24 protein-coding genes and 2 pseudogenes are annotated in these 25,669 nt (G+C 72.1%); 16 read left to right on the top strand and 10 right to left on the bottom strand.

Going from position 1 to position 25,669, the window contains the following annotated elements:
- Positions 1 to 43 precede the first annotated feature (43 nt).
- Positions 44 to 748 (bottom strand): TVP38/TMEM64 family protein, encoded by a 705-nt coding sequence (locus AC068B_RS33880; RefSeq protein WP_356265832.1) that lies wholly within the window; start codon positions 746 to 748, stop codon positions 44 to 46.
- A gap of 49 nt (positions 749 to 797) precedes the next feature.
- Here AC068B_RS33880 and AC068B_RS33875 point away from each other — a divergent pair, with 49 nt between their 5' ends.
- A complete protein-coding gene (locus AC068B_RS33875) occupies positions 798 to 1,508 on the top strand; it encodes a DNA alkylation repair protein (protein ID WP_478675364.1) in 711 nt (236 codons plus the stop codon).
- On the opposite strand, the gene AC068B_RS33870 is transcribed toward AC068B_RS33875, so the two are convergent.
- On the bottom strand, positions 1,495 to 2,130 hold the full coding sequence (locus AC068B_RS33870; RefSeq protein WP_478675363.1) for a TetR/AcrR family transcriptional regulator: 636 nt from the start codon (positions 2,128 to 2,130) through the stop codon (positions 1,495 to 1,497). The two genes, AC068B_RS33875 and AC068B_RS33870, sit on opposite strands and share 14 nt — an antisense overlap.
- An 86-nt stretch (positions 2,131 to 2,216) precedes the next feature.
- Between AC068B_RS33870 and AC068B_RS33865 the strand changes: the two genes are divergently transcribed.
- From AC068B_RS33865 to AC068B_RS33855, 3 genes are all read left to right on the top strand, one after another.
- Positions 2,217 to 3,668, top strand: a complete 1,452-nt coding sequence (locus AC068B_RS33865; RefSeq protein ID WP_478675362.1) for an amidase — start codon at positions 2,217 to 2,219, stop codon at positions 3,666 to 3,668.
- A 329-nt stretch (positions 3,669 to 3,997) separates the two neighbouring features.
- Positions 3,998 to 5,188, top strand: coding sequence for an elongation factor Tu (gene tuf / locus AC068B_RS33860; RefSeq protein ID WP_478675361.1), 1,191 nt, complete (start codon positions 3,998 to 4,000; stop codon positions 5,186 to 5,188).
- Positions 5,189 to 5,376: 188 nt separating this feature from the next.
- Complete coding sequence (locus AC068B_RS33855; RefSeq protein WP_478675411.1) at positions 5,377 to 6,171, top strand: spermidine synthase; 795 nt, start codon at positions 5,377 to 5,379, stop codon at positions 6,169 to 6,171.
- On the opposite strand, the gene AC068B_RS33850 is transcribed toward AC068B_RS33855, so the two are convergent.
- From AC068B_RS33850 to AC068B_RS33835, 4 genes are all read right to left on the bottom strand, one after another.
- Positions 6,130 to 7,428: an MFS transporter gene (locus AC068B_RS33850; protein ID WP_478675360.1), complete on the bottom strand. Its 1,299-nt coding sequence runs from the start codon at positions 7,426 to 7,428 to the stop codon at positions 6,130 to 6,132. The genes AC068B_RS33855 and AC068B_RS33850 overlap by 42 nt on opposite strands.
- Before the next feature lie 57 nt (positions 7,429 to 7,485).
- Positions 7,486 to 8,550, bottom strand: coding sequence for a DUF8017 domain-containing protein (locus AC068B_RS33845; protein WP_478675359.1), 1,065 nt, complete (start codon positions 8,548 to 8,550; stop codon positions 7,486 to 7,488).
- A gap of 111 nt (positions 8,551 to 8,661) precedes the next feature.
- The gene (locus AC068B_RS33840) at positions 8,662 to 9,702 is read right to left on the bottom strand and encodes a DUF8017 domain-containing protein (RefSeq protein WP_478675358.1); all 1,041 of its coding nucleotides are present in this window, start codon (positions 9,700 to 9,702) and stop codon (positions 8,662 to 8,664) included.
- Positions 9,703 to 9,782: 80 nt separating this feature from the next.
- Positions 9,783 to 10,802 (bottom strand): DUF8017 domain-containing protein, encoded by a 1,020-nt coding sequence (locus AC068B_RS33835; RefSeq protein WP_478675357.1) that lies wholly within the window; start codon positions 10,800 to 10,802, stop codon positions 9,783 to 9,785.
- Between the two features lie 81 nt (positions 10,803 to 10,883).
- On the opposite strand from AC068B_RS33835, the gene AC068B_RS33830 reads away from it, so the two are divergent.
- From AC068B_RS33830 to AC068B_RS33815, 4 genes are all read left to right on the top strand, one after another.
- Complete coding sequence (locus AC068B_RS33830; protein ID WP_306337646.1) at positions 10,884 to 11,342, top strand: DUF4442 domain-containing protein; 459 nt, start codon at positions 10,884 to 10,886, stop codon at positions 11,340 to 11,342.
- Positions 11,343 to 11,653: 311 nt separating this feature from the next.
- On the top strand, positions 11,654 to 14,140 hold the full coding sequence (locus AC068B_RS33825) for a beta-glucosidase (RefSeq protein WP_478675356.1): 2,487 nt from the start codon (positions 11,654 to 11,656) through the stop codon (positions 14,138 to 14,140).
- Positions 14,137 to 15,798 carry a carboxylesterase/lipase family protein gene (locus AC068B_RS33820; protein WP_478675355.1) on the top strand — a complete coding sequence of 554 codons (1,662 nt, stop codon included), beginning with the start codon at positions 14,137 to 14,139 and terminating at the stop codon, positions 15,796 to 15,798. The genes AC068B_RS33825 and AC068B_RS33820 overlap by 4 nt, the downstream gene beginning before the upstream one ends.
- A gap of 84 nt (positions 15,799 to 15,882) precedes the next feature.
- Positions 15,883 to 16,545: a DedA family protein gene (locus tag AC068B_RS33815; RefSeq protein ID WP_478675354.1), complete on the top strand. Its 663-nt coding sequence runs from the start codon at positions 15,883 to 15,885 to the stop codon at positions 16,543 to 16,545.
- Positions 16,546 to 16,558: 13 nt separating this feature from the next.
- On the opposite strand, the gene AC068B_RS33810 is transcribed toward AC068B_RS33815, so the two are convergent.
- Entirely contained in the window at positions 16,559 to 17,092 is a 534-nt protein-coding gene (locus AC068B_RS33810; protein WP_478675353.1) for a gamma carbonic anhydrase family protein, read from the bottom strand.
- Positions 17,093 to 17,256: 164 nt separating this feature from the next.
- On the opposite strand from AC068B_RS33810, the gene AC068B_RS33805 reads away from it, so the two are divergent.
- Positions 17,257 to 18,003, top strand: coding sequence for an acyltransferase (locus AC068B_RS33805; RefSeq protein WP_478675352.1), 747 nt, complete (start codon positions 17,257 to 17,259; stop codon positions 18,001 to 18,003).
- A 43-nt stretch (positions 18,004 to 18,046) separates the two neighbouring features.
- Here the strand turns inward: AC068B_RS33805 and AC068B_RS33800 are convergent, their stop codons facing one another.
- The gene (locus tag AC068B_RS33800; RefSeq protein ID WP_478675351.1) at positions 18,047 to 18,925 is read right to left on the bottom strand and encodes an EamA family transporter; all 879 of its coding nucleotides are present in this window, start codon (positions 18,923 to 18,925) and stop codon (positions 18,047 to 18,049) included.
- Between the two features lie 105 nt (positions 18,926 to 19,030).
- Between AC068B_RS33800 and AC068B_RS33795 the strand changes: the two genes are divergently transcribed.
- Entirely contained in the window at positions 19,031 to 19,615 is a 585-nt protein-coding gene (locus AC068B_RS33795; protein ID WP_478675350.1) for an XRE family transcriptional regulator, read from the top strand.
- A 4-nt stretch (positions 19,616 to 19,619) separates the two neighbouring features.
- Positions 19,620 to 20,047 (top strand): annotated as a pseudogene (locus AC068B_RS33790) (YbaK/EbsC family protein).
- 24 nt (positions 20,048 to 20,071) lie between these two features.
- Here AC068B_RS33790 and AC068B_RS33785 read toward each other — a convergent pair.
- Together AC068B_RS33785 and AC068B_RS33780 are read right to left on the bottom strand one after the other, a co-directional pair.
- Positions 20,072 to 21,244, bottom strand: a complete 1,173-nt coding sequence (locus tag AC068B_RS33785) for an acyl-CoA dehydrogenase family protein (RefSeq protein WP_478675349.1) — start codon at positions 21,242 to 21,244, stop codon at positions 20,072 to 20,074.
- Complete coding sequence (locus AC068B_RS33780) at positions 21,241 to 22,443, bottom strand: CaiB/BaiF CoA transferase family protein (RefSeq protein ID WP_478675348.1); 1,203 nt, start codon at positions 22,441 to 22,443, stop codon at positions 21,241 to 21,243. Before AC068B_RS33780 ends, AC068B_RS33785 begins: the two co-directional genes overlap by 4 nt.
- A gap of 63 nt (positions 22,444 to 22,506) precedes the next feature.
- Here AC068B_RS33780 and AC068B_RS33775 point away from each other — a divergent pair, with 63 nt between their 5' ends.
- The 5 genes and pseudogenes from AC068B_RS33775 to AC068B_RS33755 all read left to right on the top strand — a co-directional run bounded on the left by AC068B_RS33775 (position 22,507) and on the right by AC068B_RS33755 (position 25,581).
- The gene (locus AC068B_RS33775) at positions 22,507 to 22,857 is read left to right on the top strand and encodes a YqhA family protein (protein WP_478675347.1); all 351 of its coding nucleotides are present in this window, start codon (positions 22,507 to 22,509) and stop codon (positions 22,855 to 22,857) included.
- Positions 22,858 to 22,868: 11 nt separating this feature from the next.
- Positions 22,869 to 23,375: pseudogene (locus AC068B_RS33770) on the top strand (ATP-binding protein); the annotation flags it as partial.
- 92 nt (positions 23,376 to 23,467) lie between these two features.
- Positions 23,468 to 23,614, top strand: coding sequence for a hypothetical protein (locus AC068B_RS33765; RefSeq protein WP_478675410.1), 147 nt, complete (start codon positions 23,468 to 23,470; stop codon positions 23,612 to 23,614).
- Positions 23,615 to 23,956: 342 nt separating this feature from the next.
- Entirely contained in the window at positions 23,957 to 24,709 is a 753-nt protein-coding gene (locus tag AC068B_RS33760; protein ID WP_478675346.1) for a GNAT family N-acetyltransferase, read from the top strand.
- Positions 24,706 to 25,581 carry a lysophospholipid acyltransferase family protein gene (locus AC068B_RS33755; RefSeq protein ID WP_478675345.1) on the top strand — a complete coding sequence of 292 codons (876 nt, stop codon included), beginning with the start codon at positions 24,706 to 24,708 and terminating at the stop codon, positions 25,579 to 25,581. The genes AC068B_RS33760 and AC068B_RS33755 overlap by 4 nt, the downstream gene beginning before the upstream one ends.
- The last annotated feature ends 88 nt before the right edge of the window (positions 25,582 to 25,669 follow it).

Here is a 25,669-nt window from a genome sequence, read left to right as displayed (position 1 = left end):
TCCAGCGGAGAGTGGGGAGTGGGGCGCGCGGCGCGCGGTCGGCTCAGTGGTCGCGGAAGTGGTGGCGCTTGAACCACGCCACCGCCGCCCCGCCAAGACCCGTCACCGCGATGAACCCCATCGCGACCAGGAAGACGGGTGACGTCGGCGTCGACGCGCGGGCGCCCGCGATGACGTACGCGGCCGTGTTCGGGATCGAGCCGAGGCCCGTCGCGAGCAGGAACGGCAGCCAGCCCATGCGGGACACCGCCGCGCAGTAGTTGGCCGCGGCGAACGGCACCCCGGGGAACAACCGCACCGCCAGCATCGAGCGGAAGCCGTGCCGACTGAGCTGGCCGTCCACGGCCTTCAGCCAGCGCCCCCGCAGCAGCGGCCGCAGCGCGTCCTGGCCCAGCATCCGGCCCAGACCGAAGGCGATCCCGGCGCCGAACACCGTGCCCGCGATCGCCGCGCCCAGGCCCACCTGCGAGCCGAAGAGCGCGCCCGCCGCCAGATTGAGCAGCGGACGCGGCACGAACGCGGCGGTGCACACCCCGTACGCCACCGCGAACAGGGCCACCGCCGTGGCGCCGCCCAACTGCGCGGGCCACCCGTCGGAGAGGAACCGCTGCGGCTCGAAGACCAGCACACACGTCGCCGCCGCGGCCAGCAGCATCACGAGCAGCGAAAGCCGCGACCACGGCGAGAGCAGGGCCCTGGCGCAGCGCACGGCGAGGCCCTGCGGGCGGGCGGTGGCGGTCTCGAACATCCGGGAAGAGTAACCGGCTCATGTGTCTGATCGCCGTATGGTGCGTCTCATGAGCGTCACAGTCCCGAGCGCGGTGCCGAGCAGTGACCTGGCCGACACGGTCCTCGAACGGCTCGTCGTGAGCTACTCGGAGGCGGCTGATCCGGAGCGGTCCGTGCAGATGAAGGCGTATATGAAGGACGTCGCCCCCTTCCTCGGCCTGACCTCACCGGTGCGCCGCGACCTGTCCCGCGCCGTCCTCGCCGGTACTCCGCGCCCCGACGAAAAAGACTGCAAAGCGATTGCCCTGCGCTGCTGGGAACTGCCCGAGAGGGAGTACGCCTACTTCGCCGTCGACTATCTGCGCCGCCATGTGAAGCGTTGCTCGTCCGGGTTCCTGCCCGTCGTCCGGAACCTCGTGACGTCGCGTCCTTGGTGGGACACGGTCGACGCGCTCGCCGCCCACGTCGTCGGGGGCCTGGTCGCGGCCGACCCGGAGCTGCGGGCCGCCATGGACGAGTGGATCGAGGACGACGACCTGTGGGTGGCCCGGACGGCCCTCCTCCACCAGCTCCGGTACAAGTCGGACACCGACACGGAGCGGCTCTTCGCCTACTGCGTACGCCAGGCGGGGCATCCCGACTTCTTCATCCGGAAGGCGATCGGCTGGTGTCTGCGGGAGTACGCCAAGACCGATCCGGAGGCCGTACGCGCCTTCGTGGAGCGGGAGCGGGGCGGGCTCGCGCCGCTCTCGGTGCGTGAGGCGTTCAAGAACCTCTGACCGCTCCCGTCGCGGTGGCCGGGAGCTGCGGCCCCTGCCGGTCGAGGACCCCCTCGACGATCGTCAGCAGGCGGTCCCCGGCCCGGTCGATGCTGCCGTTCTGCGTGCTGACCTGCGCGCCTTCGAGCAGGAAGGTGATTTCGGCCGCGGTCTGCTCGGGGTCGGGGAGTCCGGCGTCGGCGCACATGCCGACCAGTCGGCGGGTCTGGCGGGCCTTGTGCTCCTCGATCACCTGCCGTGCGGGGTGCGAGCGGTCGGGCAGCTCGGCGAGGGAGTTGATGAACGGGCAGCCCCGGTACGAGATCGTCGGCAGGCCCTCGGCGATGAAGCGCGCCAGGCCCAGGATCTGCTCCCTGGGCTGATCGGGGTGTGCGGTCTCGACCCGGTCGAAGGCCGCCTGATAGTCGGCGGCGACGATCCGCAGCCACTCGGCGACCAGTGCGTCCTTGGTCTCGAAGTGCCGGTAGATGGCTGCCTTCGTGGTCTCGGCCCGGTCTGCGATCGCCTGGACGCCGACCCGGCGGATGCCCTCGCTCTGGAAGAGCTCTTCCGCCGCGTCGAGGATGCGCTCGCGAGGAGGCAGTTTCGCCACCCTGCCCGGCCTGCTGGTGGTCGCTGTCATGGCTGCTACGGTACCAGTCCGTCCCATGCGATACCGATCGGTATCGCATGGGACTCGACGGTATTGTCCTTGTGCTGGGAGTGGCAGTGAGAGTTACCGAGTACGTGACGTTCGACGCGGTGGGGCTCGGCGAGCTGGTGGCCGCGGGCGAGGTGACCCCCGCCGAACTGGTGGCGGCCGCGCGCGAGGCGGCGCAGGCCGTTAATCCGCAGGTCAACGCCGTCGTCGAGACGTGGCCCACCGACGACGAGCCCGCCCCCGGGAGCGCACCGCTGGCCGGGGTCCCTTTCCTGATCAAGGACCTCGGGGTCGCCATGGCAGGAAGGCGGATGGAGCTGGGCAGCCGTCTCGCGGCCGGTCATGTCGCGGGCGCCGACTCCGCGCTGATGCGGCGACTGCGGCGGGCCGGACTCGTGACGTTCGGCCGCACCGCCACCCCGGAGCTGGCCTACAGCATCACCACGGAGCCCGCGCTGTACGGCCCGACCCGCAACCCGTGGGACCCGGAACGGAGCGCGGGCGGATCCAGCGGGGGAGCGGGCGCGGCCGTCGCCGCCGGGGTGGTGCCCCTCGCGCACGCCACGGACGCCGCGGGCTCGCTCCGCATCCCCGCCGCCTACAACGGCCTCTTCGGGCTCAAGCCCACCCGCGGCCGGGTCTCCGCGGGCCCCGACGCCGACGAGATATTCAACGGCCTGGGCGTGCACGGCAGCGTGAGCCGCACCGTGCGCGACAGCGCGGCACTCCTCGACGGGATCCGCGGCCCGGAACCGGGCGACCCCTACTTCGCCCCGCAGCCGCCCAGGCCCTACGCGGAGGAAGTCACCCGGCCCCCGGGCCCGCAGCGGATCGGTGTCCTCACCCAGGCGTGGGGCGGGCGCCGCACCACCGCACCGGTGGCCGACGCCGTCTCCCGTACCGTGCGCCTGCTCGAATCCCTCGGCCACCACGTGGCGGAGGCGGAGGTCGACCTCGGAGTCGACTGGGAGGAGTTCGTCCTGGCCAACGCCCGTCTGATGACGGCGAACCTCGCGGCCTCGATCGACGGGCTTGCCGCCGCCCTCGGCCGGGCCGTCGATTCCTCGACCCTCGAACCGGTGACCCTGGCCGGATACCGGTACGGACAGCGGGTCGGCGGCGCCCGGTTCGTCGAGGCGCTGGCGGTCCGCAACCGGGTCGCCCGCAGCCTCGCGCGGTACTTCGACACCCACGACCTCCTGCTCACCCCGACCCTGCCGGAGCTTCCCATGCTCCTGGGCGCCTACGGGGAGGGCGCGGAGGCGCTGGACGGCCACGGCTGGATCGACCGCCTCAACGACCGCTCGCCGTTCACCATGGCGTTCAACGTCGCGGGCACGCCCGCCATGTCCGTGCCGGTGACGGCCGACGCAGGGACGGGGCTTCCGATCGGCATGCAGTTCGCCGCCGGTTACGGGGAGGAGGGGCGCCTCTTCCGCCTTGCCGGGCAGCTCGAACAGGCGAGCCCGTGGTCGGGCCGTACGCCCGCGGTATGGGCAGGCGGCCTGCCCGGCCACTGACACCCGGGCGATCGGCAACTCTGTGCCCAGCACGTGCCGTTCGCGCGAAAATCATTCGACGTGGGCGATTTCTTCGGTGAGGATCAGCCACATGTTCCGGTACGCCTTCCTCGCAGCAACGCCCGCAGTCGCGGGCGCTGCGAAGGCTGCCGTCCTCGCACCTGTCGCCTTCACACCTGTCGCCTTCGACGGCGCCCGAAGCTGACCCTCCCCGGACATTCCGGCGGACCCCCGAGGGGGAGGGTCGGTAGGGCCCCCGGGGTCCCCGTCCCGACCGCGCACACCGCCGGTCCGGGACAACAGCTTCGAGTTCCGGAGAAGGAACCACCATGTCCAAGACCGCCTACGTCCGTACGAAGCCGCACCTGAACATCGGCACGATGGGGCACGTCGACCACGGCAAGACCACCCTGACCGCCGCCATCACCAAGGTCCTCAGCGAGCGCGGTGCCGACAGCAGCACCCAGTACGTCTCCTTCGACCGCATCGACCGCGCCCCCGAGGAGGCCCAGCGCGGCATCACCATCAACATCGCGCACGTCGAGTACGAGACGGACACCAGGCACTACGCGCACGTGGACATGCCGGGCCACGCGGACTACATCAAGAACATGGTCACCGGCGCCGCCCAGCTCGACGGGGCGATCCTCGTCGTGTCCGCGCTCGACGGGATCATGCCGCAGACCGCCGAGCACGTGCTGCTCGCCCGGCAGGTCGGCGTCGACCACATCGTCGTCGCGCTGAACAAGGCCGACGCCGTCGACGACGGTGAGGACGCTGTGCTCACCGACCTCGTCGAGCTTGAGGTCCGCGACCTGCTCTCCTCGCACGGGTACGGAGGCGACTCCGTACCCGTCGTACGGGTCTCGGGGCTGAAGGCGCTGGAGGGCGACCCGCGGTGGACGTCCTCGATCGAGGCCCTCCTCGACGCGGTGGACACGTACGTGCCGATGCCCGAGCGGTATCTCGACGCGCCGTTCCTGCTGTCCGTCGAGAACGTGCTCACCATCACCGGGCGCGGCACCGTCGTCACCGGCGCCGTGGAGCGCGGCACCGTCCGGCTCGGGGACCGCGTGGAGGTGCTCGGCGCGGACACCGAGACCGTGGTCACCGGCCTGGAGACCTTCGGCAAGCCGATGGAGGAGGCGCAGGCGGGCGACAACGTGGCGCTGCTGCTGCGCGGTCTGCCACGCGACGCAGTACGACGCGGCCATGTCGTCGCGGCGCCCGGCAGCGTCACTCCACGGCGCCGCTTCACCGCGCAGGTGTACGTCCTGTCGGCCAAGGAGGGCGGCCGTACGACGCCGATCGCCACCGGGTACCGGCCGCAGTTCTACATCAGGACCGCGGACGTGGTCGGCGACGTCGACCTCGGCGAGGCCGCCGTGGCCCGCCCCGGCGACACGGTCACGATGACGGTCGAACTCGGCCGTGACGTACCGCTGGAGACGGGGCTCGGCTTCGCGATCCGCGAGGGCGGCCGCACCGTCGGCGCGGGCACCGTGACGGAAGTCGCCTGACGGGCCGAGGCCCGTCCCGCCCGCCTCGGGGGAATCCGCCCCCGAGGCGGGCGGGCACAATGGACGGCGTGGACGAGCATGAGTTCGAGGGCGGGGCCGGGGCGGACGCCCTGGGCAGCGGGGCGGGCGCGGCGGCGGACGAGGCCGTTCCGGTGACTCGGGAAGTCGATCACGGCACGGCCAAGCTCATGCCCGACGTCGACCGGCGGCGCGCCTGGCTGCTCACCGTCGACGGAGCGCCCCAGTCGTACGTCGATCTGGACGAGCCCACCCACCTGGAGTTCGAGTACGCGCGCAGGCTCGCCCACGTCCTCGACACCGCGGCAGAGCCGGGCACCCCGCTCGACGTCACCCACCTCGGCGGCGGTGCCCTCACCCTGCCCCGCTACCTCGCCGCGACCCGTCCGGGCTCCCACCAGCAGGTCGTCGAGGCGGACCGCGGGCTGCTCCGCCTGGTCGCCGAGCGGCTGCCGTTGGCCGGTGCGAGCGGGGTCGTCGTGCACGGCGCGGACGCCAGGGAGTGGCTCGACGCGGCGCCGGACGACAGCGCCGACATCGTCGTCGCCGATGTCTTCGGCGGCTCACGCGTGCCCGCGCACCTCACCACGGTGGCGTACGCGCGGACCGCCGACCGGGTGCTGCGCCCCGGCGGGCACTACGCCGCGAACCTCGCCGACGGCGCCCCGTTCGCCTTCCTCCGCTCCCAACTCGCCACGTTCGCCGAGGTCTTCGAGGATCTCGCGCTGATCGCCGAGCCGTCCGTGCTGCGCGGGCGCCGCTTCGGGAACGCCGTGCTGATCGCCGCGCACCGGCCCATCGACATCGAGGCGCTGGCCCGCCGCACGGCCTCCGACGTCTTCCCCGCCCGGGTCGAGCACGGCGACGCGCTGCGCCGCTTCATCGGGGACGCGCGACCGGTACGGGACGAGGAAGCGGTCCCGTCACCCGAGCCGCCCGACGGCGCCTTCTCCATCGGGGGATGACGCCTCGGCCACGGCCGACGCCACGTGCGTCGTGCGCCGGGTCAGGTTGCGTACGTCCGGCACGAAGAGGACGGCCGCCGTCACCAGGACCACCAGGACCGCGCAGCCCCAGAGCGACGGGGTCCGGCCGAACGCGGACTCCGCGGGGCCCGCGAGCGCCGTGGCCAGCGGGACCATCGCGATCGAGCCGAACCAGTCGTAGGCGGCGACGCGCGACAGCTTCTCCTCCGGGATCTCCTGGTGCATCGCGGTCATCCAGGAGACGCCGAACACCTCGATCGCCACACCGCTGACGAACATCACCGCGGCGAGACCGGCGACCGGCAGTGGCACGGCGAGCGCCGCCGAAGGCGCCGCGAGCGGGAAGACGCAGAGGGTGCCCGCGAACAGCAGGCGCCGCGGCTTCCACCGCATCATCAGGAACGCCCCGCCGACCGTGCCCGCTCCGAACGCGCCGAGCGCCAGGCCCCACGGCCCCGCGCCGCCCAGCTCGTCGCGCGCCACCAGCGGCCCGAACACCGACTCGGCGGCACCGACCACCGCCACCACCACCGAGAACTGCGCCACGATCGACCAGAGCCAGGGCCGTCCGGTGAACTCACGCCAGCCGTCCCGCAGGTCGGCGATGAGCCCCTCGCCGGGCGCGCGCTTCGGGATGTGGCTCACGTCGAGGAAGCACCGCAGCGCCCCCGCGACCGCGAACGCCGCGGCGTCCACCGCCAGCACCCAGCCGGGACCGATCGCCGCCACCAGCAGACCACCGAGCGCCGCCCCGCCGAGCCCGGCCCCCTGCATCGCCATGCGGTACAGCGCGAACGCGCGGCCGACCTGCTCGCCGCTGACCGACGACATCAGCATGCCCTCGGCGGCGGGCCCGAAGAAGGCCTGGCCGACGCCGCCCAGCCCGCCGAGCAGCATCATCTGCCAGAGCCGGGGTTCGCCCGCGATGACGAGCACGGCGAAGGCGGCCTGCGAGACGCAGTTGAGGGCGTTGGCCGCGACCATGACGTGGTGCCGCGGCAGCCGGTCGGCGATGGCCCCGCCGATGAGCAGGAACAGTACGAGCGGCAGCGTCCGCGCGGCCGCCACGAGCCCGACGTCCCCGCCGTCGCCTCCCGCGTCGAGGACGGCGAAAGCCGCCGCGATCAACGCCCCGTGGCTTCCGAGGTTCGTCACGATCGCGGCGGCGGTCAGCAGCGTGTAGTTGCGGCCTGCCCAGGAGGGGCGGCGGCTCGGCGCGGGGGCGGGAGGCGTCACTCCGGGACTATCCCCGGCGGGCGGCCGACTTGCCAAACCGATTCCGTGCGGGCTTGCTCAGGACTCGGGCGTCTCCTCGCTCAGCCGCACCGTGCCGAGGATCTTCTTCACGAGGTCGTCGGAGACCTCTTCCTTGACGCCCTTGGCGCCGTAGAGGGTCCAGGCGACGAACTCACCGGCGCCGTTCTTGAAGGCGAACGTGGTGGCCTTGCCCTCGGAGTCGCACTTGGCCGACGTGGCGGCACCGGACGTCGTCGACGTGGCGACGCTGCCCTTGATCCCGGCCTTGGTGGTGAAGTCCTCGATCTCGCCGATCTTGATCTTCTTCTTGTCGGCCTTCGTCTGCTCGGTGTAGCCGCCGAAGACCCACCAGGCCGAGTCGTTGCGCGCGACGTCCTTGGTGTTCTTGGCGCCGTTCTGGCCCTTGGTGCCGACCGCGGCGAGCGAGGTGTCGTCGGGCTCGCCGTCCTTGTCGTCGTCGGACGTGCACCACTTGTCCTTGAAGATCGCGGGCGCGGACATGCCGATGATCGTCTTCGCGCCCTCTTCCTTGCGGTCGTCGAAGGCGATGAAGGTGTCCGGCGTCTCGACCTTCCAGTCCGGCGGGACGTCGAAGGCGGTGCCCCACTTGGGGTTCACGACGACCTGCCAGCCGTCGATCATGGGCTTGTTGTCGTCGCCCTCGCCGCGCGCGTTCCCGTCGTCGCTCGCCGACGGGCTCGGCTTCTTCGGCGCGGACTTCGAGGGCTTCGCGGGGCCCGCCTCGTCGTTCTTGTCGTCATCGCCGCCGAAGACCAGGAAGCCGGTGACCCCGGCCGCCACCACCACGGCGAGCGCCGCCACGATGGCGGTGACCTTCGTCTTGTTGCCGCCGCCACCGCCCTGCCCGCCACCGGCCTGCTGCGGCGGCATGGGCGGCGGCGTCGGAGCCGCCCACTGCGACTGCTCGGGCTGCGAGTACGCGCCCGAGTGCGGCTGCTGCTGGTAGCCACCCGCAGGCTGCTGCTGGTATCCCGGCTGCTGATACGGGTTCGGCTGCTGGTACCCCGGCTGCTGGTACGGGTTCTGACTCTGGTCCTGCGGGTTCTGCTCGCCCCCGGGCGGCTGATTTTCTGGCCACATGGCCAGTAACCATAGAGGTGCCGGGGTCCTGGTGCCATGTGCGCCCCCTGTGGGGCGGGTGGAGAAGAGTGCAGGAAGGGGGAGAAGGGTGCGGAGAAGCGGCGGAGCGCCTCAGGATTCCGTCGGGTCTCCGTGGGTGCGCACCGTGCTGAGGATCTTCATCACGGTCTTCTCCGGTATCTCTTCCTTCACGCCCTTGGCGCCGTAGAGGCTCCAGGCGACGTACTCGCCCTCGCCGTTCTTGAAGCCGAAGGTGATGGCCTTGCCGTCCGACGCGCACTTGCCCTTCTGCGGCGTGTTCGTGGACCGGGCGCGGGCGATGCTGCCCTTGATGCCGGACTTGGTGGTGTACGGCTCCGCCTTCTCGTCGGAGGTGAAGCTCTTCTTGTCCGGCTGGGTGTATCCGGCGTAGACCCACCACGCGACCTGGTTGACCGCGACCTCGTCGGTGTTCTTCGCGCCGTTGGCGCCCTTCGTGCCCACGGCGGCGAGCTCGTGGTCCTCGGTCCTGCCGTCCTTGTCGTCGTCCGTGACGCACCACTTCGACTTGAGGTACGCGGGCGCCGACATGGTCATCAGCGGCTTGCCGGTCTTGTTGTCCTCGAAGGCGATCGCCGAGCCGGGATTCTGCACCTCCCACTCCGGCGGCACGTCGAAGGCGGTGCCCCACTTCGGGTTCACCACGACGTGCCAGCCCTTGATGGTCGGCTTCAGCTCGTTGTCCGTGTCGCGCCCGCCGTCGGAGCCGCTGTCCGCCGGAGGGCTCGGCTTGTGGGGGCCCGCCGCGGGGGAGTCGGCCTTGGTGTCCTCGTCGTCCCCGCCGCCGAGGACCAGGTATCCGGTGACACCGGCGGCCACGACCACGGCGGCCGCCGTCACGATCGAAATGATCTTGACCTTGTTGCGCCCGCCCCGGCCGCCGCCACCGCCACTGCCACCGGCGCCGCTCGGCGCCTGCGGCACCCCCGTGGGAGTGGTCGGTGCGCTCCACTGGCCCTGCTGCCCGGGCGCGGGCTGCTGGTAGGGGTTGGGCGCCTGGTAACCCGGCTGCTGGTACGGGTTCGGCTGCTGGTACCCCGGCTGCTGGTACGGGTTCTGACTCTGGCCCTGCGAGTTCTGCTCGCCCCCGGGCGGCTGCTGTTCTGGCCACATGGCCGGACACGATACGGGGACCGGTCATACAAGATCACAACGGCCCCGGGGTCACGGCGGGCCCGGCTTCCCGAAAGGGGTCAGTCCTGGACGGGGTCGTACAGACGCACCGTTGCGAGGATCTTCTCGACCGTGGCGTCCGGAAGTTCGTCCTTGACGTCCTTGGCTCCGTGGAAGGACCAGGCGACGAACCGCCCCTCCTGGTCCTTGAAGGCGAACACCGTGGCCTTGCCGTCCGATTCGCACTTGCCCTGCTTCTCGACACCGGACGAACTCGCCTTCACCAGGCTGCCCTTGACGCCGGACTTGCTGGTGTACGACTCGGTCGGGCCCGTCGTGACCCTCTTCCTGTCCGGCTGCGTGTACACGCCGTAGACCCAGTTGGTCGCCTCGTGGCGCGCGAACTGCTGGGTGCTCTTCATGCCGCGCCCGCCGCGTGTGCCCGCGGCCGCCAGTGGCGTGTCGTCCTTGATGCCGTCCTTGTCCTCGTCGCTCACGCACCACTTCTCCTTGAAGTAGGCGGGGGCCGCGTAAGCGGCGAGGAACGGCGCCGCGTCGTCATCGGCATCCTTGTTGTCGACGACTCCGCCCGCCCAGTCCCGCGACTCCAGGGACCACTGGGCGGGCACGTCGAAGGCGATGCCGACCTTGGGATTGACGACGACCTTCCAGCCGGGAACGGTCGGCTTGGGCATGCCGTCGCCGGTGCGCGGGTTGGGGTCGTCCGAGCCGGTCGGGTCCGCGGAGGCGCTGGACTTCGCCGGGTCGGGCCCGGCGTTGTCGTCCTTGTCGCCGCCGAGGAGCAGGAAGCCCGTGACGCCCGCGGCGACCACGACGGCACCGGCCGTGACCATGGCGATCAGCTTGGTGCGGTTGCCGTTGTCCTGGCCGCCGCGCGGCGGCTCGGGCGGCGCTCCCTGCGGGCCCGCGGGCATCGTCGGAGCGTTCCACGGGGCCTGCTGCCCGTACGGATTGGGCTGCTGGTACCCCGGCTGCTGGTAGGGGTTCTGCCCCGGTCCCGGCCCCTGTCCCGGCCCCTGGTTCTGTCCCTGACCGTGCTGGTTCTGCTCGCCCCCGGGCGGCTGCTCTCCATGCCACATGGGCGTCAACCATAGGTGACGGTGATCCACTCGCGGACAGGTCCTGGTCAAGGATCCCTACCCGTGGGTAACATCGCGGCCATGAGCGCAGACCAGATGTCGATCGGCGAGATGCTCGCCGCCACGGTTCCGATGGCCCGGACCCTGAACCTCGAGTTCCGGGAGACCGCGCCGGACAGGGCCGTGGTCGCCCTGCCCGACCAGAGCGACTACCACAACCACGTCGGCGGACCCCACGCCGGTGCCATGTTCACGCTGGGCGAGTCCGCGAGCGGGGCCATCGTCCTCGCCGCGTTCGGCGCGGAGCTCTCGCGGGCGGTCCCGCTCGCCGTCAGCGCCGAGATCGCGTACAAGAAGCTGGCCATGGGCCCCGTGACGGCGACGGCGACCCTCGGCCGTCCGGTCGCCGACGTGATCGCCGAACTCGACGCGGGCGAGCGCCCCGAGTTCCCGGTCGCGATCGAGATCCGGCGCGAGGACGGCGCCGTCACCGGCGAGATGACGGTGGTGTGGACGCTGCGGCCCAACAACCCCAGCTGAATTCCCGAACGGGTGCCCTCAGGCCCGTGGTTGTGTCCCCCGGGACGCAACCACGGGCCTGACGTCGTTCGGTGACCCGTGAGAGATGGCGGGTCACCGGCGTTCGCCCGTCGCTTCTTGTTCAACTTATTGACACGAGTCATCCTCGGTCATAGTTTTCCCGCCGCCCCTCGTGGTGTCTAACGGCGCGTCAAGTCCTTCTGTCGCATAGTGCGTTCAAAGGGCGAACGACGACCCGCTATTGGCACGTGTACACGCTTCGTTTTGCACAGTCGTGTTCGCGCTCCAGGCACAGAAGGAAGTGACGGCTCATGTCCGACTCCGTGTCCCGGCGGTCAGCTCTCAGGCTGGTCGGCGGTGCGATCACCGTGGCCGCCGCGGCCACCACCGGCGTGGCGGTGCCCTCGCACGCGGCCGCCCGGTCCAGACAGGGCCCCGCCGCGGGCCCTCGCGTCGAGTCCCTCGTCGGCAGACTCACCCTCGACGAGAAGATCTCCCTGCTGCACGGCGCGACCGACCCCAAGAGCCTCGGCCAGGCGGGTTACGTGCCCGGCGTGCCGCGGCTCGGCATCCCCGCGCTGCGCCTCGCCGACGGACCCGCGGGCGTCCGCGTCGCGGCCCGCGCCACCGCCCTGCCCGCCCCCGTCCTGCTTGCCTCCGCCTTCGACCCGGCCCTCGCCCGGCGCTACGGCCAGGTCATCGGCCGCGAAGGGCGCGCCCTCAAGCAGGACGTGCTCCTGTCGCCGATGGTCAACCTCATCCGCACCCCGTACGCGGGCCGCAACTTCGAGACCTTCGCGGAGGACCCGCTGCTCGCCGCCGACATGGTGGCCGAGGAGATCAAGGGCATCCAGGGCGAGGGCCTCATCGCCACCGTCAAGCACTTCGCCCTGAACAACCAGGAGAAGGACCGCATGTCCATCGACGTGCGGGCCGACGAACGGACCATGCACGAGACGGAGCTACGGGGGTTCGAGGCGGCCGTCGCCGCGGGCACGGGCGCCGTCATGGGCGCGTACAACAAGGTCAACGGCACCTTCGCCTGCGAGAACAAGACCCTGCTCAGCGACATCCTGCGCGAGCGCTGGGGCTTCGAGGGGTGGGTGATGACCGACTGGTTCGCGCAGCACAGCACCGCCGCCGCCCTCGCCGCGGGGCTCGACATGGAGATGCCCGACGACGCCTACTTCGGCGCCGCCCTGAAGAAGGCCGTCAAGAACGGCAGCGTCCCCGAGCCGCAGGTCGACCGCTCCGTCCGCCGGATCCTCGGCGTCATGGAACGGTTCGGACTGCTCGACGAGAGCGCGCCGCCGCGTCCCGGGCGCGACCCGCGGGCCGGGGCCGCGGTCGCCCTCGACGTCGCCAAGGCGGGCGCCACCCTGCTGCGCAACACCCACGGGACCCTGCCGCTGAGGGGTCGCGCCGCCCGCGACATCGCCGTCATCGGGCCCACGGGCCGCTACCCCTTCGTCAGCGGCGGCGGCAGCGCCCACGTCATCCCCGACCGGGCGGAAAGCCCGCTCGACGCCATCACCGCCCGGGCCGGACGCGGCGCCGACGTCACATACGCGCTGGGCGAGGACCTCTACGGCAAGGCGATCCCCCGGCGCGAGCTCAGCCCCGGCCTCGACGCCGAGGGCCAGCGGGTCGCCGCGGGCAAGGAGTGGACGTACGAAGGGACACTGACGCCCGCGGAGTCGGACGAGTGGACGCTCGTTATCCACTACTCGGGCGAGCGGCCCAAGGTGGAGCTGGACGGCGTCGAGCTCTATCCGACCCAGCCGGGCGTCGGCGAGTTCTTCTCCGGCGGACTCGTCTCCACCGCGCCGGACGGGCTGAACGTCCGGCGCGTGACGCTGCCCCTCACCCCTGCCGGGCACCGGCTGCGGATCAGGGCCGAGGGCGGCGACCGGGGCCAGACGTTCCGGCTGCGCCGCGTCACCGGCGCCACCCGCACGGCGGACGTCGCCGCGGCGGTGCGGGCGGCGCGCGGCGCGCACAGTGTCGTCCTGTTCGCGTACGAGGACGCGACCGAGGGCCAGGACCGCACGACCGTCGCGCTCCCGGGTCATCAGGAAGACCTGATCAGGGCGGTGACCGCCGCCAACCCCCGTACCACCGTGGTCCTGAACACGTCGTCCGCCACCTCCATGCCGTGGCTGGAGCGGACCGCCGCCGTGCTGCAGATGTACTACCCAGGCCAGGAGGGCGCGGCCGCTACCGCCGCCGTCCTGTTCGGCGACTGTGACCCCGGCGGCCGCCTCACCCAGTCCTTCCCGGTGGACGACGACCACCACCCGATGGCGGGGAACCCGCTCCGCTACCCGGGGGCGAACGGCGTCGAGGAGTACTCGGAGGGCATCCTCGTCGGCCACCGCTGGTACGACGCCGAAGGGGTGCGGCCGCTCTTCCCCTTCGGGCACGGACTCTCGTACACCACCTTCGCCTACCGGGACCTGACGGTCCGTGGGGTCGGCCGGGGCGTGGACGTCACCTTCACCGTGCGCAACACCGGCAGACGGGACGGCATCACCGTCGCGCAGGTGTACGTCGGTCCCTCGCCCCACCTCGCGATGACGCAGGCCGAGCGGGTGCTCGGCGGCTACGAGCGGGTCGCCCTGCGCGCCGGGCAGCAGCGGCGCGTCACCGTCCACGTCGACCGCAGGACCCTGTCGGCGTGGGACGCGGAACGCCACGGCTGGGTGCTCGGAACCGGCCGGCGGGCCGTCCAAGTGGGCACATCCGCAGGCAAGTTGATTCTCTCCGCGCACGCCGTCATCAAGGGGGCCGGTTCATGACCCGGGTCAGGGGAGGGGAGGGCGACAAGCGCGGCGTGCGCGGGCGGATACGTCGGGCTGCCTCGGTCGTCGCCGTCATGGCGGCCGCCGCCGCTGCCTCACTCGTACCGCTCCCGGCGCAGGCCGCGGGCGATCCGGCCGCCACGGACGGCACGCTGGTGCGCACCGATGCCGGTTGGGTGCGCGGTGAATCGACCGGCGAGGGGCGGCAGTTCCTCGGCATCCCCTACGCGCGTCAGCCCGTCGGCAGCCTGCGCTGGAAGGAGCCCCGCCCCGCGCAGCCCTGGGACGGGGTGCGCCGGGCGACCGGATTCGGCAACCGCTGTGTGCAGAGCGCCAGTTGGGACCCGGGGTACGAGAAACCCAGCCACACCGAGGACTGCCTCGACCTCAACGTCTACGCGCCCAGGGGGCACGCCGAGCGGCAGCGCCCCGTCATGGTCTGGCTGCACGGCGGCGGGCTCACCGCGGGAGCGGGCGAGGACATCGTCCCCGACACGTTCGCCCGCACCACCGGCACCGTCGTCGTGACCGTCAACTACCGCCTCGGCGCCATGGGGTTCCTCGCCGCCGCGGGTCTCGACGGGGAGGCGTCCGACGGTGTGTCAGGGAACTACGGACTGCTCGACCAGCAGGCCGCGCTGCGCTGGGTGCGCGCCAACATCGGCCGGTTCGGCGGTGACGCGGGCCGTGTCACCATCGCGGGCGAGTCCGCGGGCGGCCGCTCCGTCTGCACGCTGCTCGCCTCGCCCACCGCCCGCGGCCTGTTCCGCGCGGGCATCGTGGAGAGCGGTGCGTACGGCGACTGCGCGGCCCGCGAGCGTGCTCCCGCGGTCCGCGACGGCGCGGCCTTCGCGAAGAAGGCGGGCTGCCCCGACCCGGCGACGACCCTCGCCTGTCTGCGGCGGAAACCCGCGAAGGACATCCTGGCCGCGCAGGCCGGTTTCGACTGGGGTCCGGTCGCAGGCGGCGCCTTCCTGCCGGTGCAGCCCAAGGAGGCGTACGAGAAGGGGAGCGCGGCCCGCGTGCCCGTGCTCAACGGCGCCAACAGTGACGAGGGGAACCTCTTCGCCTTCGGCCGGTTCGACGGCGCCGGTGCTCCGCTCACCGCCGAGCGGTACCCCGCGGCGGTCACCGACGAGTACGGTCCCGACTTGGGCAGGCGCGTCCTGAAGACGTACCCGCTCGCGGAGCACGCCTCGCCGACGCACGCGTTCGGCGCGGCGACGGGCGACCGGATGTTCGCCTGCACGGCCCTGCGCATGAACACGGCCCTGGCACACCGCGGGCCCGTCTACGCCTACGAGTTCGCGGACCGCACCTCACCGCCCTTCGCGTCGCTGCGCGAGCTGGACACCGACTTTGACTTCGGCGCGACCCACGTCAACGAAGTCCAGTACCTCTTCAAGCACTTCGGTCTGGACTCGCCGCTGAATGCCGAACAGCGGGCGCTCGCCCGGCAGATGGTCCAGTACTGGGGCTCCTTCATCCGCACCGGCGTGCCGCGGGCCGACGACGGGCCCGCCGCCCCCGACCAGCGCACCCGGCCAGGGCGGCTGCTCGCCCTGCGCACCGCCTCAGCGGGCGGCACCGGGATCAGCGCCACGGTGCACGACGAACACCGGTGCGACCTCTGGGACGCCGTTCCGGCCGGGTGACCCCGTCCGGGTAGGCTGCCCGGCGTGCGCGGTCGAGCAGGCGCGCACGCCGGGCACACACACTTGACACGGGAGGAACCGGCGTTGCACGTCCAGGAGTGGCTGGAGCACGTACCAGCCGTCAGCATCTACGCGCTGGTGGGCCTCGTCATCGGGCTCGAGAGTCTGGGCATCCCGCTGCCCGGCGAGATCGTCCTGGTCTCGGCGGCGCTGCTGTCCTCCCAGCACGGTGACCTCAACCCGGTGATCCTCGGGGCGTGCGCCACCGCGGGCGCCATCATCGGCGACTCCATCGGATACGCCATCGGGCGCAAGGGCGGGCGGCCGCTCCTCGCCTGGCTGGAACGGAAGTTCCCCAAGCACTTCGGTGCCGCGAACGTGGCGACCGCCGAGCGGTCCTTCCAGAAGTGGGGCATGTGGGCGGTCTTCTTCGGCCGCTTCATCGCTCTCCTGCGCATCTTCGCGGGCCCGCTCGCGGGTGTCCTGCGCATGCCGTACTGGAAGTTCCTGATCGCCAACGTCCTCGGCGGCATCATCTGGGCGGGCGGCACCACCGCCGTCATCTATTACATCGGCGTGGTCGCCGAGGACTGGCTCAAGCGGTTCTCGTACGTGGGACTCGGCATCGCCGTGCTCATCGGCGTCGGCTCGATGCTGTTCGTCAAGCGCCGCGCGAAGAAGGCGGCGGCGGAGGCGGAGGCGGCCGGGACCCCGGTGGCCGAGCCGCAGCCCGTCCCCGCCGACTGAACCGTCCCCCGGGTCAGCCCGCCGCGTGCGCGTCGCGGTGGGCCTTGGCCAGCTCGACGTAGAGCGTGCCGTTGAGCGAGATGCCCTCGCGCTCCTCGTCCGTGAGCGGCCTGCGCACCTTGGCGGGCACGCCCGCGACGAGTGAGCCCGGGGGCACCTGCATGCCCTGGGGCACCAGGGCCTGGGCGGCCACCAGCGAACCGGTGCCGATCACCGCGCCGTTCAGGACGGTGGCGCCCATGCCGATCAGCGAGTCGTCCTCGACGGTGCAGCCGTGCAGGACGGCGTTGTGGCCGACCGAGACGCGCTCCCCGATCGTGATGGGGAAGCCCGGGTCGACGTGCAGGCTGCAGTTGTCCTGGATGTTGCTGTCGGCGCCCACGACGATGGGTCCGCAGTCGGCGCGCAGCACCGCGCCGTACCAGGCGCTCGCCCCGGCCTGCAGGGTCACCTCACCGATCACGACGGACGTCGGCGCGGTGAACGCGTCCTGATCGATCTTCGGGTCCTTGCCGCCGATGCCGGTGATGAGTGCCTCGTGGCCCATCGACTCGCTCCCTCTTCCGTACGCCTGCGTGCGCCTGCGTGGACGTCTGTGTGGCGTCGCGCCTGACGGCACCGTACGGGACGGGGGAGCGCACACCGCCGTGTGGGGTGAAGATCACAGGCCGGGGGCCTGCGGGACCTCGTGGCGCTGAGTAACGTGAGCCCGTGCCGAAGAACAGGAACACGTTCTCATCCCTTGCTGCCGCGCCGCGCCGGCTCGCGCAGCGCGCCGTCCACGCGGGCTGGGAGTGGGTGCAGCGCACGGGCGCGGTGACGGCCGCGCACCCCGGGCGGCTGCGGTTCGGCGCCATCGGCGAGGGCACGAAGCTCGCCTTCCCGCAGGGCACGGTCTTCGGGGAGCCGTGGATCAGGATCGGCGACCACTGCATCGTGGGCCAGCACGTCACGCTCACCGCGGGCCTGATGCCGGACCTCGACCTCGGCCCCGCCCCGATCCTGCGCATCGGCAACGGCGTCGTGCTCGGCCGCGGCAGCCACGTCATCGCGGACACGACGGTCTCGATCGGCGACGACTGCTACTTCGGCCCCTATGTGTATGTGACGTCCACCAACCACTCCTACGACGACCCGCACACGCCCATCGGCAAGCAGTGGCCGCGGATGGACCCGGTGGAGATCGGGCCCGGCTGCTGGATCGGGACGGGCGCGGTGATCCTGCCGGGGGCGCGGATCGGCCGCAACGTGGTGGTCGCCGCGGGCGCGGTGGTCCGGGGCGAGGTGCCCGACCACGCCGTGGTGGCCGGGGCGCCCGCGCGGGTCGTACGGACCTGGGATGCCGAGCAGGGCTGGCAGCCGCCCCTGCGCACGCCCGCGCCGATGCCGATTCCTGATGGAGTCACGCCGGAACAGCTCATTGCCCTGGGGGAGTTGGGGGAGTTGGGCGAGGTCTGAGGGTGAGGTCTGCGAGCGTGGGCCGGGGAGGGGAATGCCTGCCTCAGCTCGCGAGCAGGACCGTGCCCACCAGGGCCAGACCCGCGCCCGCCGCCTGCACCCCGCGCAGCCGTTCCTTCAGGACCACCCGTGCCGCAAGCGCCGTCACCACCGGGTAGACCGAGGAGAGCACCGCGGCGACGGTGACCGGGCCGTTCTGGGCGGCCACCGAGTACGTGCCGTTGGCGGCGACGTCCGCGAGGCCGACGAAGGCGAGGGCCGGAAGCGTGGCCCACAGGATGCCCATGCCGCCCTCTTCCGTCCCGGAGCCTTCGGGCAGCGCCCTGCCGCCGCGCCGCATGGAGACGTACAGCGCCGTGCCGCCCGCCGCCACGTTCGTCACGCGCTGCACGAAGAGCGCGAGGAACAGTCCGGTCAGACTGCTCGACGCCTCGGCGATCAGGGCCATGACCCCGCCGAATCCGAACGCGGCGAGGAGGGTGAGCAGGACGGCCTGCCGCTGCACCGGGGCGCCGCGCAGTTCGGGTCCGCCCGCCAGCAGGATGCCCACGACCGCCACGGCGATCCCCGCGAACTGGGGGAGGCCCGGCCGCTCGCCCAGCAGGAGTCCGACGCCGACCGGTACGGCGACGCCGAGCGAGCCGAGCGGTGAGACGACGCCCATCGGGCCGAGGGCCAGGGCCTTGTAGAAGGCGAGCATCGCGACGGGGCCGACGAGACCCGCGGCCACCGCGAACCACAGCTGGGGTCCCCACTCGGTCCACCCGCCGGTCGCGACCACGACCGTGCCGAGCACCGCCACCGCGATCGTCTGCGAGGCCACCACCACGGTGAGGGCGGGGACGCGCCGCGTCAGCAGTCCGCCGCCGAAGTCGGCGAGGCCCCACAGAAGGCTGGTGGCCAGGGCGAACAGTGCGGTCATCGGGGGGCCTCGCAGTACAGTGTGTTGAACCATCTGGGATCATCAGGTGCACCACACCGTAGTTCAGTATCTTGAACTCTGTCATCCAGAATATTGGACGGAAATGTGTCGGACCTCGACCAGCTGACCCAGTCGCTCGCCCGCAACCTCAAGCGCTGGCGCAACGAGAGGGGCTTCACCCTCGACGCCCTGGCCGCCCGCGCGGGCGTCAGCCGCGGCATGATCATCCAGATCGAGCAGGCCAGGACCAACCCCAGCGTGGGCATCACGGTGAAGCTCGCGGACGCGCTGGGTGTCAGCATCACCACGCTCCTCGACTACGAACAGGGGTCGCACGTCCGGCTCGTGCCGCCGGAGCAGGCGGTCCGCATGTGGTCCACGGAGGCCGGGAGCAGTACGACGCTCCTCGTGGGGGCCGAGGCGCGCGGACCGTTCGAGCTGTGGTCCTGGCATCTGATGCCGGGCGAGGGCAGTGACTCCGACGCGCATCCGCCGGGCACCATCGAGCTCCTGCACGTCGCGCGGGGCGAACTGACGCTCGTCGTGGACGGCGCGGAGCGCGCCGTGGCCGCGGGGACGGCCGCCACCTTCGAGGCCAATGTGGAGCACGGCTACCACAACAAGGGCACCGAGCCCGTCGAGATGACGATGTCGGTCTCGGTGCCGCCCGCGCACGCGGGCTCCTACTGAGAGCCTGAGGGCTGCCGGGGGAACGGGTCCGCCGCCCGTCGCGGAGGCGGTGCGCGGCTGGCACGGGCCGGTCCCGGCCGACGACCTGATTCCATGTCGACACCGACCCGCGGTGGGCCGACACCGCCACGTTCCTGGAGCACTGCGGTGCGCCGCCAACTGGGCGCCCGGAAGGCCTCGTTCGCGCCGATGGGCACGGCGACGGGGGGGACCCGCATGGAGCACGGCGGCATCACGCCGATCGGGCCGCCCGCCGCATGGCCGCTGCTGGTCGACGTCGCCGTGGCCGATCTGCCGTACGTCCTGGCGGGCAGCGGCAGCGGCAGCGGCAGCGGCAGTCGGCGCGGCAAGCTCATCGTGCCGGGCAAGGTGTTCGCCGGGCTGTCGAACGCGGTCGTACTCGAAGGGCTCGGCGTCGCCGCCGACGGCTGACGGTCACCGCACGCGCGGCACGGCTCACAGGTCCGTGCCGCCGCGCGCCACGAGCTGTCGCGCGATCACCGTGCGCTGGATCTCGTTGGTGCCCTCGCCGACGACCATCAACGGCGCGTCGCGGAAGTAGCGTTCGACGTCGAACTCCGTCGAATAGCCGTGGCCGCCGTGGATGCGGATCGCGTCCAGGGTGATCCGCACGGCCGTCTCCGAGGCGAAGAGCTTGGCCATCCCCGCCTCCATGTCCACGCGCCGCCCCGCGTCGGCCTCGCGGGCCGCGTGCAGGGTCAGCTGGCGGGCCGCGGAGAGCGAAGTGGCCATGTCTGCCAGGTAGTTGCCGATGGACTGGTGCCGCCAGATCGGCACGCCGAACGACTCGCGCTCCTGGCTGTAGCGCAGCGCGTCCTCGAACGCGGCGCGGGCCACCCCCAGCGCACGGGCCGCGACCTGCAGCCGCCCCGTCTCCAGGCCCTTCATCATCTGCCCGAACCCCTTGCCCTCGACGCCGCCGAGGAGGGCGTCGGCCGGGGCGCGGTAGCCGTGGAAGGACAGCTCGCAGCTCTCCACGCCCTTGTAGCCGAGCTTCGGCAGGTCGCGCGAGACGGTCAGGCCTGGGCCGTGTTCGGCGAGCAGCACGGAGATGCCGCGGTGCCGGGGCTCGGCGTCCGGGTCGGTCTTGCAGAGCAGCGCGATCAGCCCGGAGCGGCGGGAGTTGGTGATCCAGGTCTTCGCGCCGTCGACGACGTACCCGCCGCTCTCCTCGTCTCGCCGCGCGACCGTGCGCAGCGCCTGCAGATCCGAGCCGCCGCCCGGTTCGGTCAGGGCCATGGTGGCCCGCACCTCGCCGGTGGCCATCAGGGGCAGCCAGCGCCGCCGCTGTTCCGGGGTGCCGAAGTGCAGGAGCAGCTTCGCGACGACCGTGTGGCCGCCCATCGCGCCCGCCAGGCTCATCCAGCCGCGGGCCAGCTCCTCGGTGACCAGGACGTAGCAGGGCGTGGAGACGGGGGTCCCGCCGAACTCCGCGGGAACGGCGAGGCCGAAGACGCCCAGCTCCTTCATTCCCTCGATGAGGGCTTCGGGATAGGTGTCGGAGTGCTCCAACTCCCTGGCGACGGGCCTGACCTCACGGTCCACGAAGTCGCGGACGGTGGTGACCACCAGCTGCTCCTCCGGTGAGAGGGCGTCCAGGGAGCTCACCGGCAGACTCCCTCCGCGCGCAGCCGGGCGACGTCGTCCGGGCCGTGGCCGAGCTCCGCGAGGATCGCGTCGGTGTGCTCGCCCGCGTCCGGCACCGGGTCCATGCGCGGGGCGACGCCGGAGAGGATGGCCGGGGGCAGCAGGGCCAGTACGGGCTCGGGCGTGCCCGGCACGCGGATGTCCTGCCAGCGTCCGCGCTCGGTGAGCACCGGGTGGTCGAGGAATTCGTGGACCGAGTTGACCCCGGCGTTGGCGATGCCCGTGCGGTCGAGCAGTTTCATGGCCGCGTCGCTGTCGAGCTCCGCGAAGCGCGCGGAGATGATCGCGTCGAGCGCGTCGCGGTTCGCCACGCGGTCGGACCCGGTGGCGAAGCGCGGCTCTTCCGCCAGCTCGGGCCGCCCGATGAACTCGCGGCACAGGGCAGCCCATTCGCGCTCGTTCTGCACCGAAAGCAGCACGTCCTTGCCGTCGGACGCCGTGAACGGACCGTACGGCGCGACCGTCGCGTGCCGGGCGCCGACGCGGGGCGGCTGGGTGCCGCCGTACCGCGTGTAGTAGGCGGGCTGGCCCATCCACTCGGCGAGCGCGTCGAAGAGGGACACCTCGACGGTGGGGGCCCGCCCCGTCGTCGCCCGCGTGTACAGCGCCGACAGGATGCCGCTGTACGCGTACATCCCCCCGGCGATGTCGGCGACGGAGATCCCCGCACGCGCGGCCTCGTCCGGTGTGCCGGTGAGCTGGAGCAGCCCGGTCTGGCACTGCACGAGCAGGTCGTACGCCTTGCGGTCGGCCCAGGGCCCGTCCGTGCCGTAGCCGCTGACGGTGCACGGGATCAGCGACGGGTGGCGCTCCTGCAGCTCCTCGGCGCCGAGCCCGAGCCGGGCGGCGGCGCCCGGGGCGAGGTTCTGCACGAAGACGTCGGCGCCCGCGAGGAGTTCCTCCAGGATCGCCAGGCCCCGCTCCGACTTGAGGTCGAGGGTGATCGACTCCTTGGACCGGTTGAGCCAGACGAAGTAACTGGCCTGCCCCCGCACGGTGGTGTCGTACCGCCGTGCGAAGTCACCGCCCCCTGGCCGCTCGACCTTGACCACCCGGGCCCCGAGATCGGCGAGCTGCCGGGTGGCGAAAGGCGCGGCCACGGCCTGCTCGAGGCTGACGACGGTGATGCCCGCGAGGGGCAGGGAAGGGGGAGGTGACATGCGACGTTCCTGTCCGACTGGATTCCTATTAACCCCAACGGGTGGCTCGAATTCAGATTGTCGATGCCGGACCACTTCTTCAACGAGTTGTGGCACCTCATCGATCACGTCATCAGCGGGCACGCGGACGAGACGCACGTCATGCTCGCCGTCCTCAAGCTCGTCGACGTGGTGATGATCGCCAGTCTGCTGATCATGGTGATCGTCGGGGGATACGAGACCTTCGTCTCGCGGATCGGACTGCAGGGCCACCGGGATCAGCCGGAGTGGCGGTCGCACGTCAATTCCAACGTCCTGAAGGTCAAGCTGGCCACCGCCATCGTGGGGATCTCGTCGGTGCACCTGCTCCAGATGTTCGTCGACGTGCACCACACGCCCCGGCACGACCTGATGTGGGGGACGGTCATCCATTGACGGTCATCCATATGGCGTTCATCGCGTCCGCGGCCGTCCTCGCCTACGTGTCCGGGCCCATGGCTGCCCACGAGGCGAAGGCGCGGTCCGCGAAGGAGCACGTGCAGGCCGCGGTGGTCCCCGCGCAGCGGGGCGGCAGGGCGGCCGGGGGCGGCGGGGCGGACAGTGCGGACAGTGCGGACGGTGTGGACGGTGTGGACGGAGAGGCGGCGGAGCCCTGGACCGGTGCGGAGGAGCGCATCGAGGCCGCGGGGTTCCCGGCCAGGAAGGTCCTCGAAATGTTCGACGAGGGCCCCGGCACCGGCAAGACGCACCTGGCGGTCGCCCTGGGCGTACGGGCCTGTCAGGCCGATCACCGGGTGCTGTTCGCGACCGCCGCCGAGTGGGGAGCGCGGCTCGCGGACGCGAAGGCCGCGGGGCGGCTCGGCAAGGAGCTGGCCCGGCTCGACTCGTACCCGGTGCTCGTCGTGGACGAGGTCGGCTACGTGCCCTTCGACTGCGAGGTCGCCCAGCTCCTCTTCCCGCTCGTCTCGCACCGCTACGAGCGGGACTCGCTGATCGTCACCGGCAACCGGCAACCGGCAACCGGCCGCTGGGCCGCTGGGACGAGGTGTTCGGCGACGGCGCGACCGCCGCCACGGTGGACCGCCTGGCCCACCACGCGGAGATCGTCACCCTCGACGCGGACAGCTACCGCACGCGCCGCCCGGAGACCACGCAGGCCGTGGGATGGGGTGGAGCCGGACCGGCCTTCTGAGCCGTCGTCTGTTCGGCTCGGGCTTCTGAGCGGGGCGTACGACGTCGTCGCCCCGCTCCGCCGTGAGCTCCCCGGACACCGGGGACATCGCCGGTGCGGTGCGATTCGGACGTGCGCCAGACGGCAGGTCGACGCACGCCTGAAGCGCGCAGTTCAAGCGGCGCCGTCACCTTGCTGAATGGGCGCCGGTGCGGAGCCGCGGCGGCGCCGGCCGGATGAGACCCGCTCGTCTCGCCCCGGCCGCCCTTCGGCCCCGGCCCTCCGTCTCCCCGATTCCCAGGCTCCCCGATTCCCAGGCTCCCCGTCTCCGTCGTCCCCATCGAACCGAGAAACGGAACCGTCATGCCCTCGATGCCGCTCGTCGCGACCCCCACCAGCTCGTACGTCACCTCCATCGCGGACACCACCGAACTGATCAGGGCAGCCCAGCGGCTGCGCCACCGCGTCTTCGCCGAAGAGCTGGGCGCCGTCCTCGACACGCCCCTGCCCGGCCACGACATCGACGCCTTCGACGACCTCGCCGACCACCTGATCGTCACCGACACCTCGACCGGCGAGGTCGTCGGGACGTATCGAATACTCCCGCCAGGCCGCGCCGACCAGTCCTACTCCGACGGGGAGTTCGAGCTCGTCGCGCTCAACGGCCTGCGGCCCGCCATCGTCGAGGCGGGCCGTTCCTGCGTCCACCCCGACCACCGCTCCGGCGCCGTCATCAACCTGATGTGGTCCGCCCTCGCCCGCTACGTCCTGCTCTCCGGCCACCGGTACCTGGCGGGCTGCGCCTCCGTGCCCCTTGCGGACGGCGGGCGGGCCGCGGCCGCCGCGTGGCTGCTCGGCACCGCCAAGCACGCGGCGCCGCCCGAGCTGCGCGTGCACCCACGGCGCCCGTGGACCCCCGGCGGCCCGGCACCGGAACGCCCGGCCTACGCCGACCTGCCGCCCCTGCTGCGCGGCTACCTCCGCCTCGGCGCATGGGTGTGCGGAGCCCCCGCCCACGACCCGGAGTTCGACGTCGCGGACTTCTTCGTCCTCCTCGACATGGAGCGGCTCAGCGCGCGCCACCGCCGCTACTTCCTCGGCGAGGACGCGCAATGAGCGCGTGGACGGTCGACCCCGGCTGTCCGGCGAGCTGTGCCACCGACCCGGACCCGCGCGTGCCGCTGGGCGAACTCGCACGCCGGTACGCCACGTTGACGTACACCCTGGCCAGGGCCGTGGCCCGCGGCGACCGGCTTGCCGAACCGTCGACGCTCCAGGCCGAGGCCCGCGCGGTCCTGGGCGCGCTCGGGGTGGGTGTGGAGAGCGCGGGGGGTGTGGGTGCCGCGTCGCTGAGCGTGCGGACGGGCGAGGCAGGCCGCGTGGGTGGCGTTGGCACGCTGGTCGTCGCCAATCACATCTCCTGGCTCGACGTCATCGCCCTGCTCGCCGTCGAGCCGGTGAGCGTCCTGGCCAAGCGCGAGGTCGGCCAGTGGCCGGTGGTCGGCGCGCTGGCCCGGCGCGTGGGTACGCGGTTCATCGACCGGGACGGCAGCCCGCGCGGACTGCCGTCCCTCGTCGCGGAGCTGGCCGACTCCCTGCGCGCAGGCACGTCGGTGCTCGTCTTCCCGCAGGCGACGACCTGGTGCTCGGTGGCGGGCGGCCGGTTCCGGCGGGCCGCCTTCCAGGCGGCGGTCGACGCGGGCGCGCCCGTCCGGCCCGTGACGGTCGAGTACCGCCAGGGCGGTGCCCCGAGCACCGCCGCAGCCTTCCTCGGCGAGGAGGACTTCACGGCCTCGCTGCGCCGGGTGGCGGGCGCCCGCGGCCTGAGCGTGCGGGTCACGGCACACGCTCCGTTGTGGGGCACCGATCGACGGGTGCTGGCCGACGCCGCGAGGCGAGCGGTTCTGGGAGAGGGGTTGACCCTTCAACAGGCGCCTCCTATGGTCCGACTGCAACAACTTTCAGCAAGGAGGCGGCAGTTTTCATAAAGCCGTCAACGGCGGTGCCAGCGAAGGGACTTGTGCCGCCACCACATCGCCGCCTCCGCGCACCCCCATCCCCCCCCCACCTCTCCCC

It is taken from the genome of Streptomyces sp. NPDC042371 (genome assembly GCF_056437465.1).
Note: the sequence above shows the minus strand (reverse complement) of the source record. Positions and strands in the feature narration are given on the sequence as shown.

Coding starts and splice junctions, on each gene's coding strand:
- AC068B_RS33810 (WP_478675353.1), bottom strand. CDS start 17,092: ATGGGCCACGAGGCACTCATCACCGGCATCGGCGGCAAGGACCCGAAG.
- AC068B_RS33845 (WP_478675359.1), bottom strand. CDS start 8,550: ATGTGGCCAGAAAATCAGCCGCCCGGGGGCGAGCAGAACCCGCAGGAC.
- AC068B_RS33870 (WP_478675363.1), bottom strand. CDS start 2,130: ATGACAGCGACCACCAGCAGGCCGGGCAGGGTGGCGAAACTGCCTCCT.
- AC068B_RS33800 (WP_478675351.1), bottom strand. CDS start 18,925: ATGACCGCACTGTTCGCCCTGGCCACCAGCCTTCTGTGGGGCCTCGCC.
- AC068B_RS33875 (WP_478675364.1), top strand. CDS start 798: ATGAGCGTCACAGTCCCGAGCGCGGTGCCGAGCAGTGACCTGGCCGAC.
- AC068B_RS33840 (WP_478675358.1), bottom strand. CDS start 9,702: ATGTGGCCAGAACAGCAGCCGCCCGGGGGCGAGCAGAACTCGCAGGGC.
- AC068B_RS33855 (WP_478675411.1), top strand. CDS start 5,377: ATGCCCGACGTCGACCGGCGGCGCGCCTGGCTGCTCACCGTCGACGGA.
- AC068B_RS33820 (WP_478675355.1), top strand. CDS start 14,137: ATGACCCGGGTCAGGGGAGGGGAGGGCGACAAGCGCGGCGTGCGCGGG.
- AC068B_RS33780 (WP_478675348.1), bottom strand. CDS start 22,443: ATGTCACCTCCCCCTTCCCTGCCCCTCGCGGGCATCACCGTCGTCAGC.
- AC068B_RS33880 (WP_356265832.1), bottom strand. CDS start 748: ATGTTCGAGACCGCCACCGCCCGCCCGCAGGGCCTCGCCGTGCGCTGC.
- tuf (WP_478675361.1), top strand. CDS start 3,998: ATGTCCAAGACCGCCTACGTCCGTACGAAGCCGCACCTGAACATCGGC.
- AC068B_RS33760 (WP_478675346.1), top strand. CDS start 23,957: ATGCCCTCGATGCCGCTCGTCGCGACCCCCACCAGCTCGTACGTCACC.
- AC068B_RS33775 (WP_478675347.1), top strand. CDS start 22,507: ATGCCGGACCACTTCTTCAACGAGTTGTGGCACCTCATCGATCACGTC.
- AC068B_RS33835 (WP_478675357.1), bottom strand. CDS start 10,802: ATGTGGCATGGAGAGCAGCCGCCCGGGGGCGAGCAGAACCAGCACGGT.
- AC068B_RS33825 (WP_478675356.1), top strand. CDS start 11,654: ATGTCCGACTCCGTGTCCCGGCGGTCAGCTCTCAGGCTGGTCGGCGGT.
- AC068B_RS33830 (WP_306337646.1), top strand. CDS start 10,884: ATGAGCGCAGACCAGATGTCGATCGGCGAGATGCTCGCCGCCACGGTT.
- AC068B_RS33755 (WP_478675345.1), top strand. CDS start 24,706: ATGAGCGCGTGGACGGTCGACCCCGGCTGTCCGGCGAGCTGTGCCACC.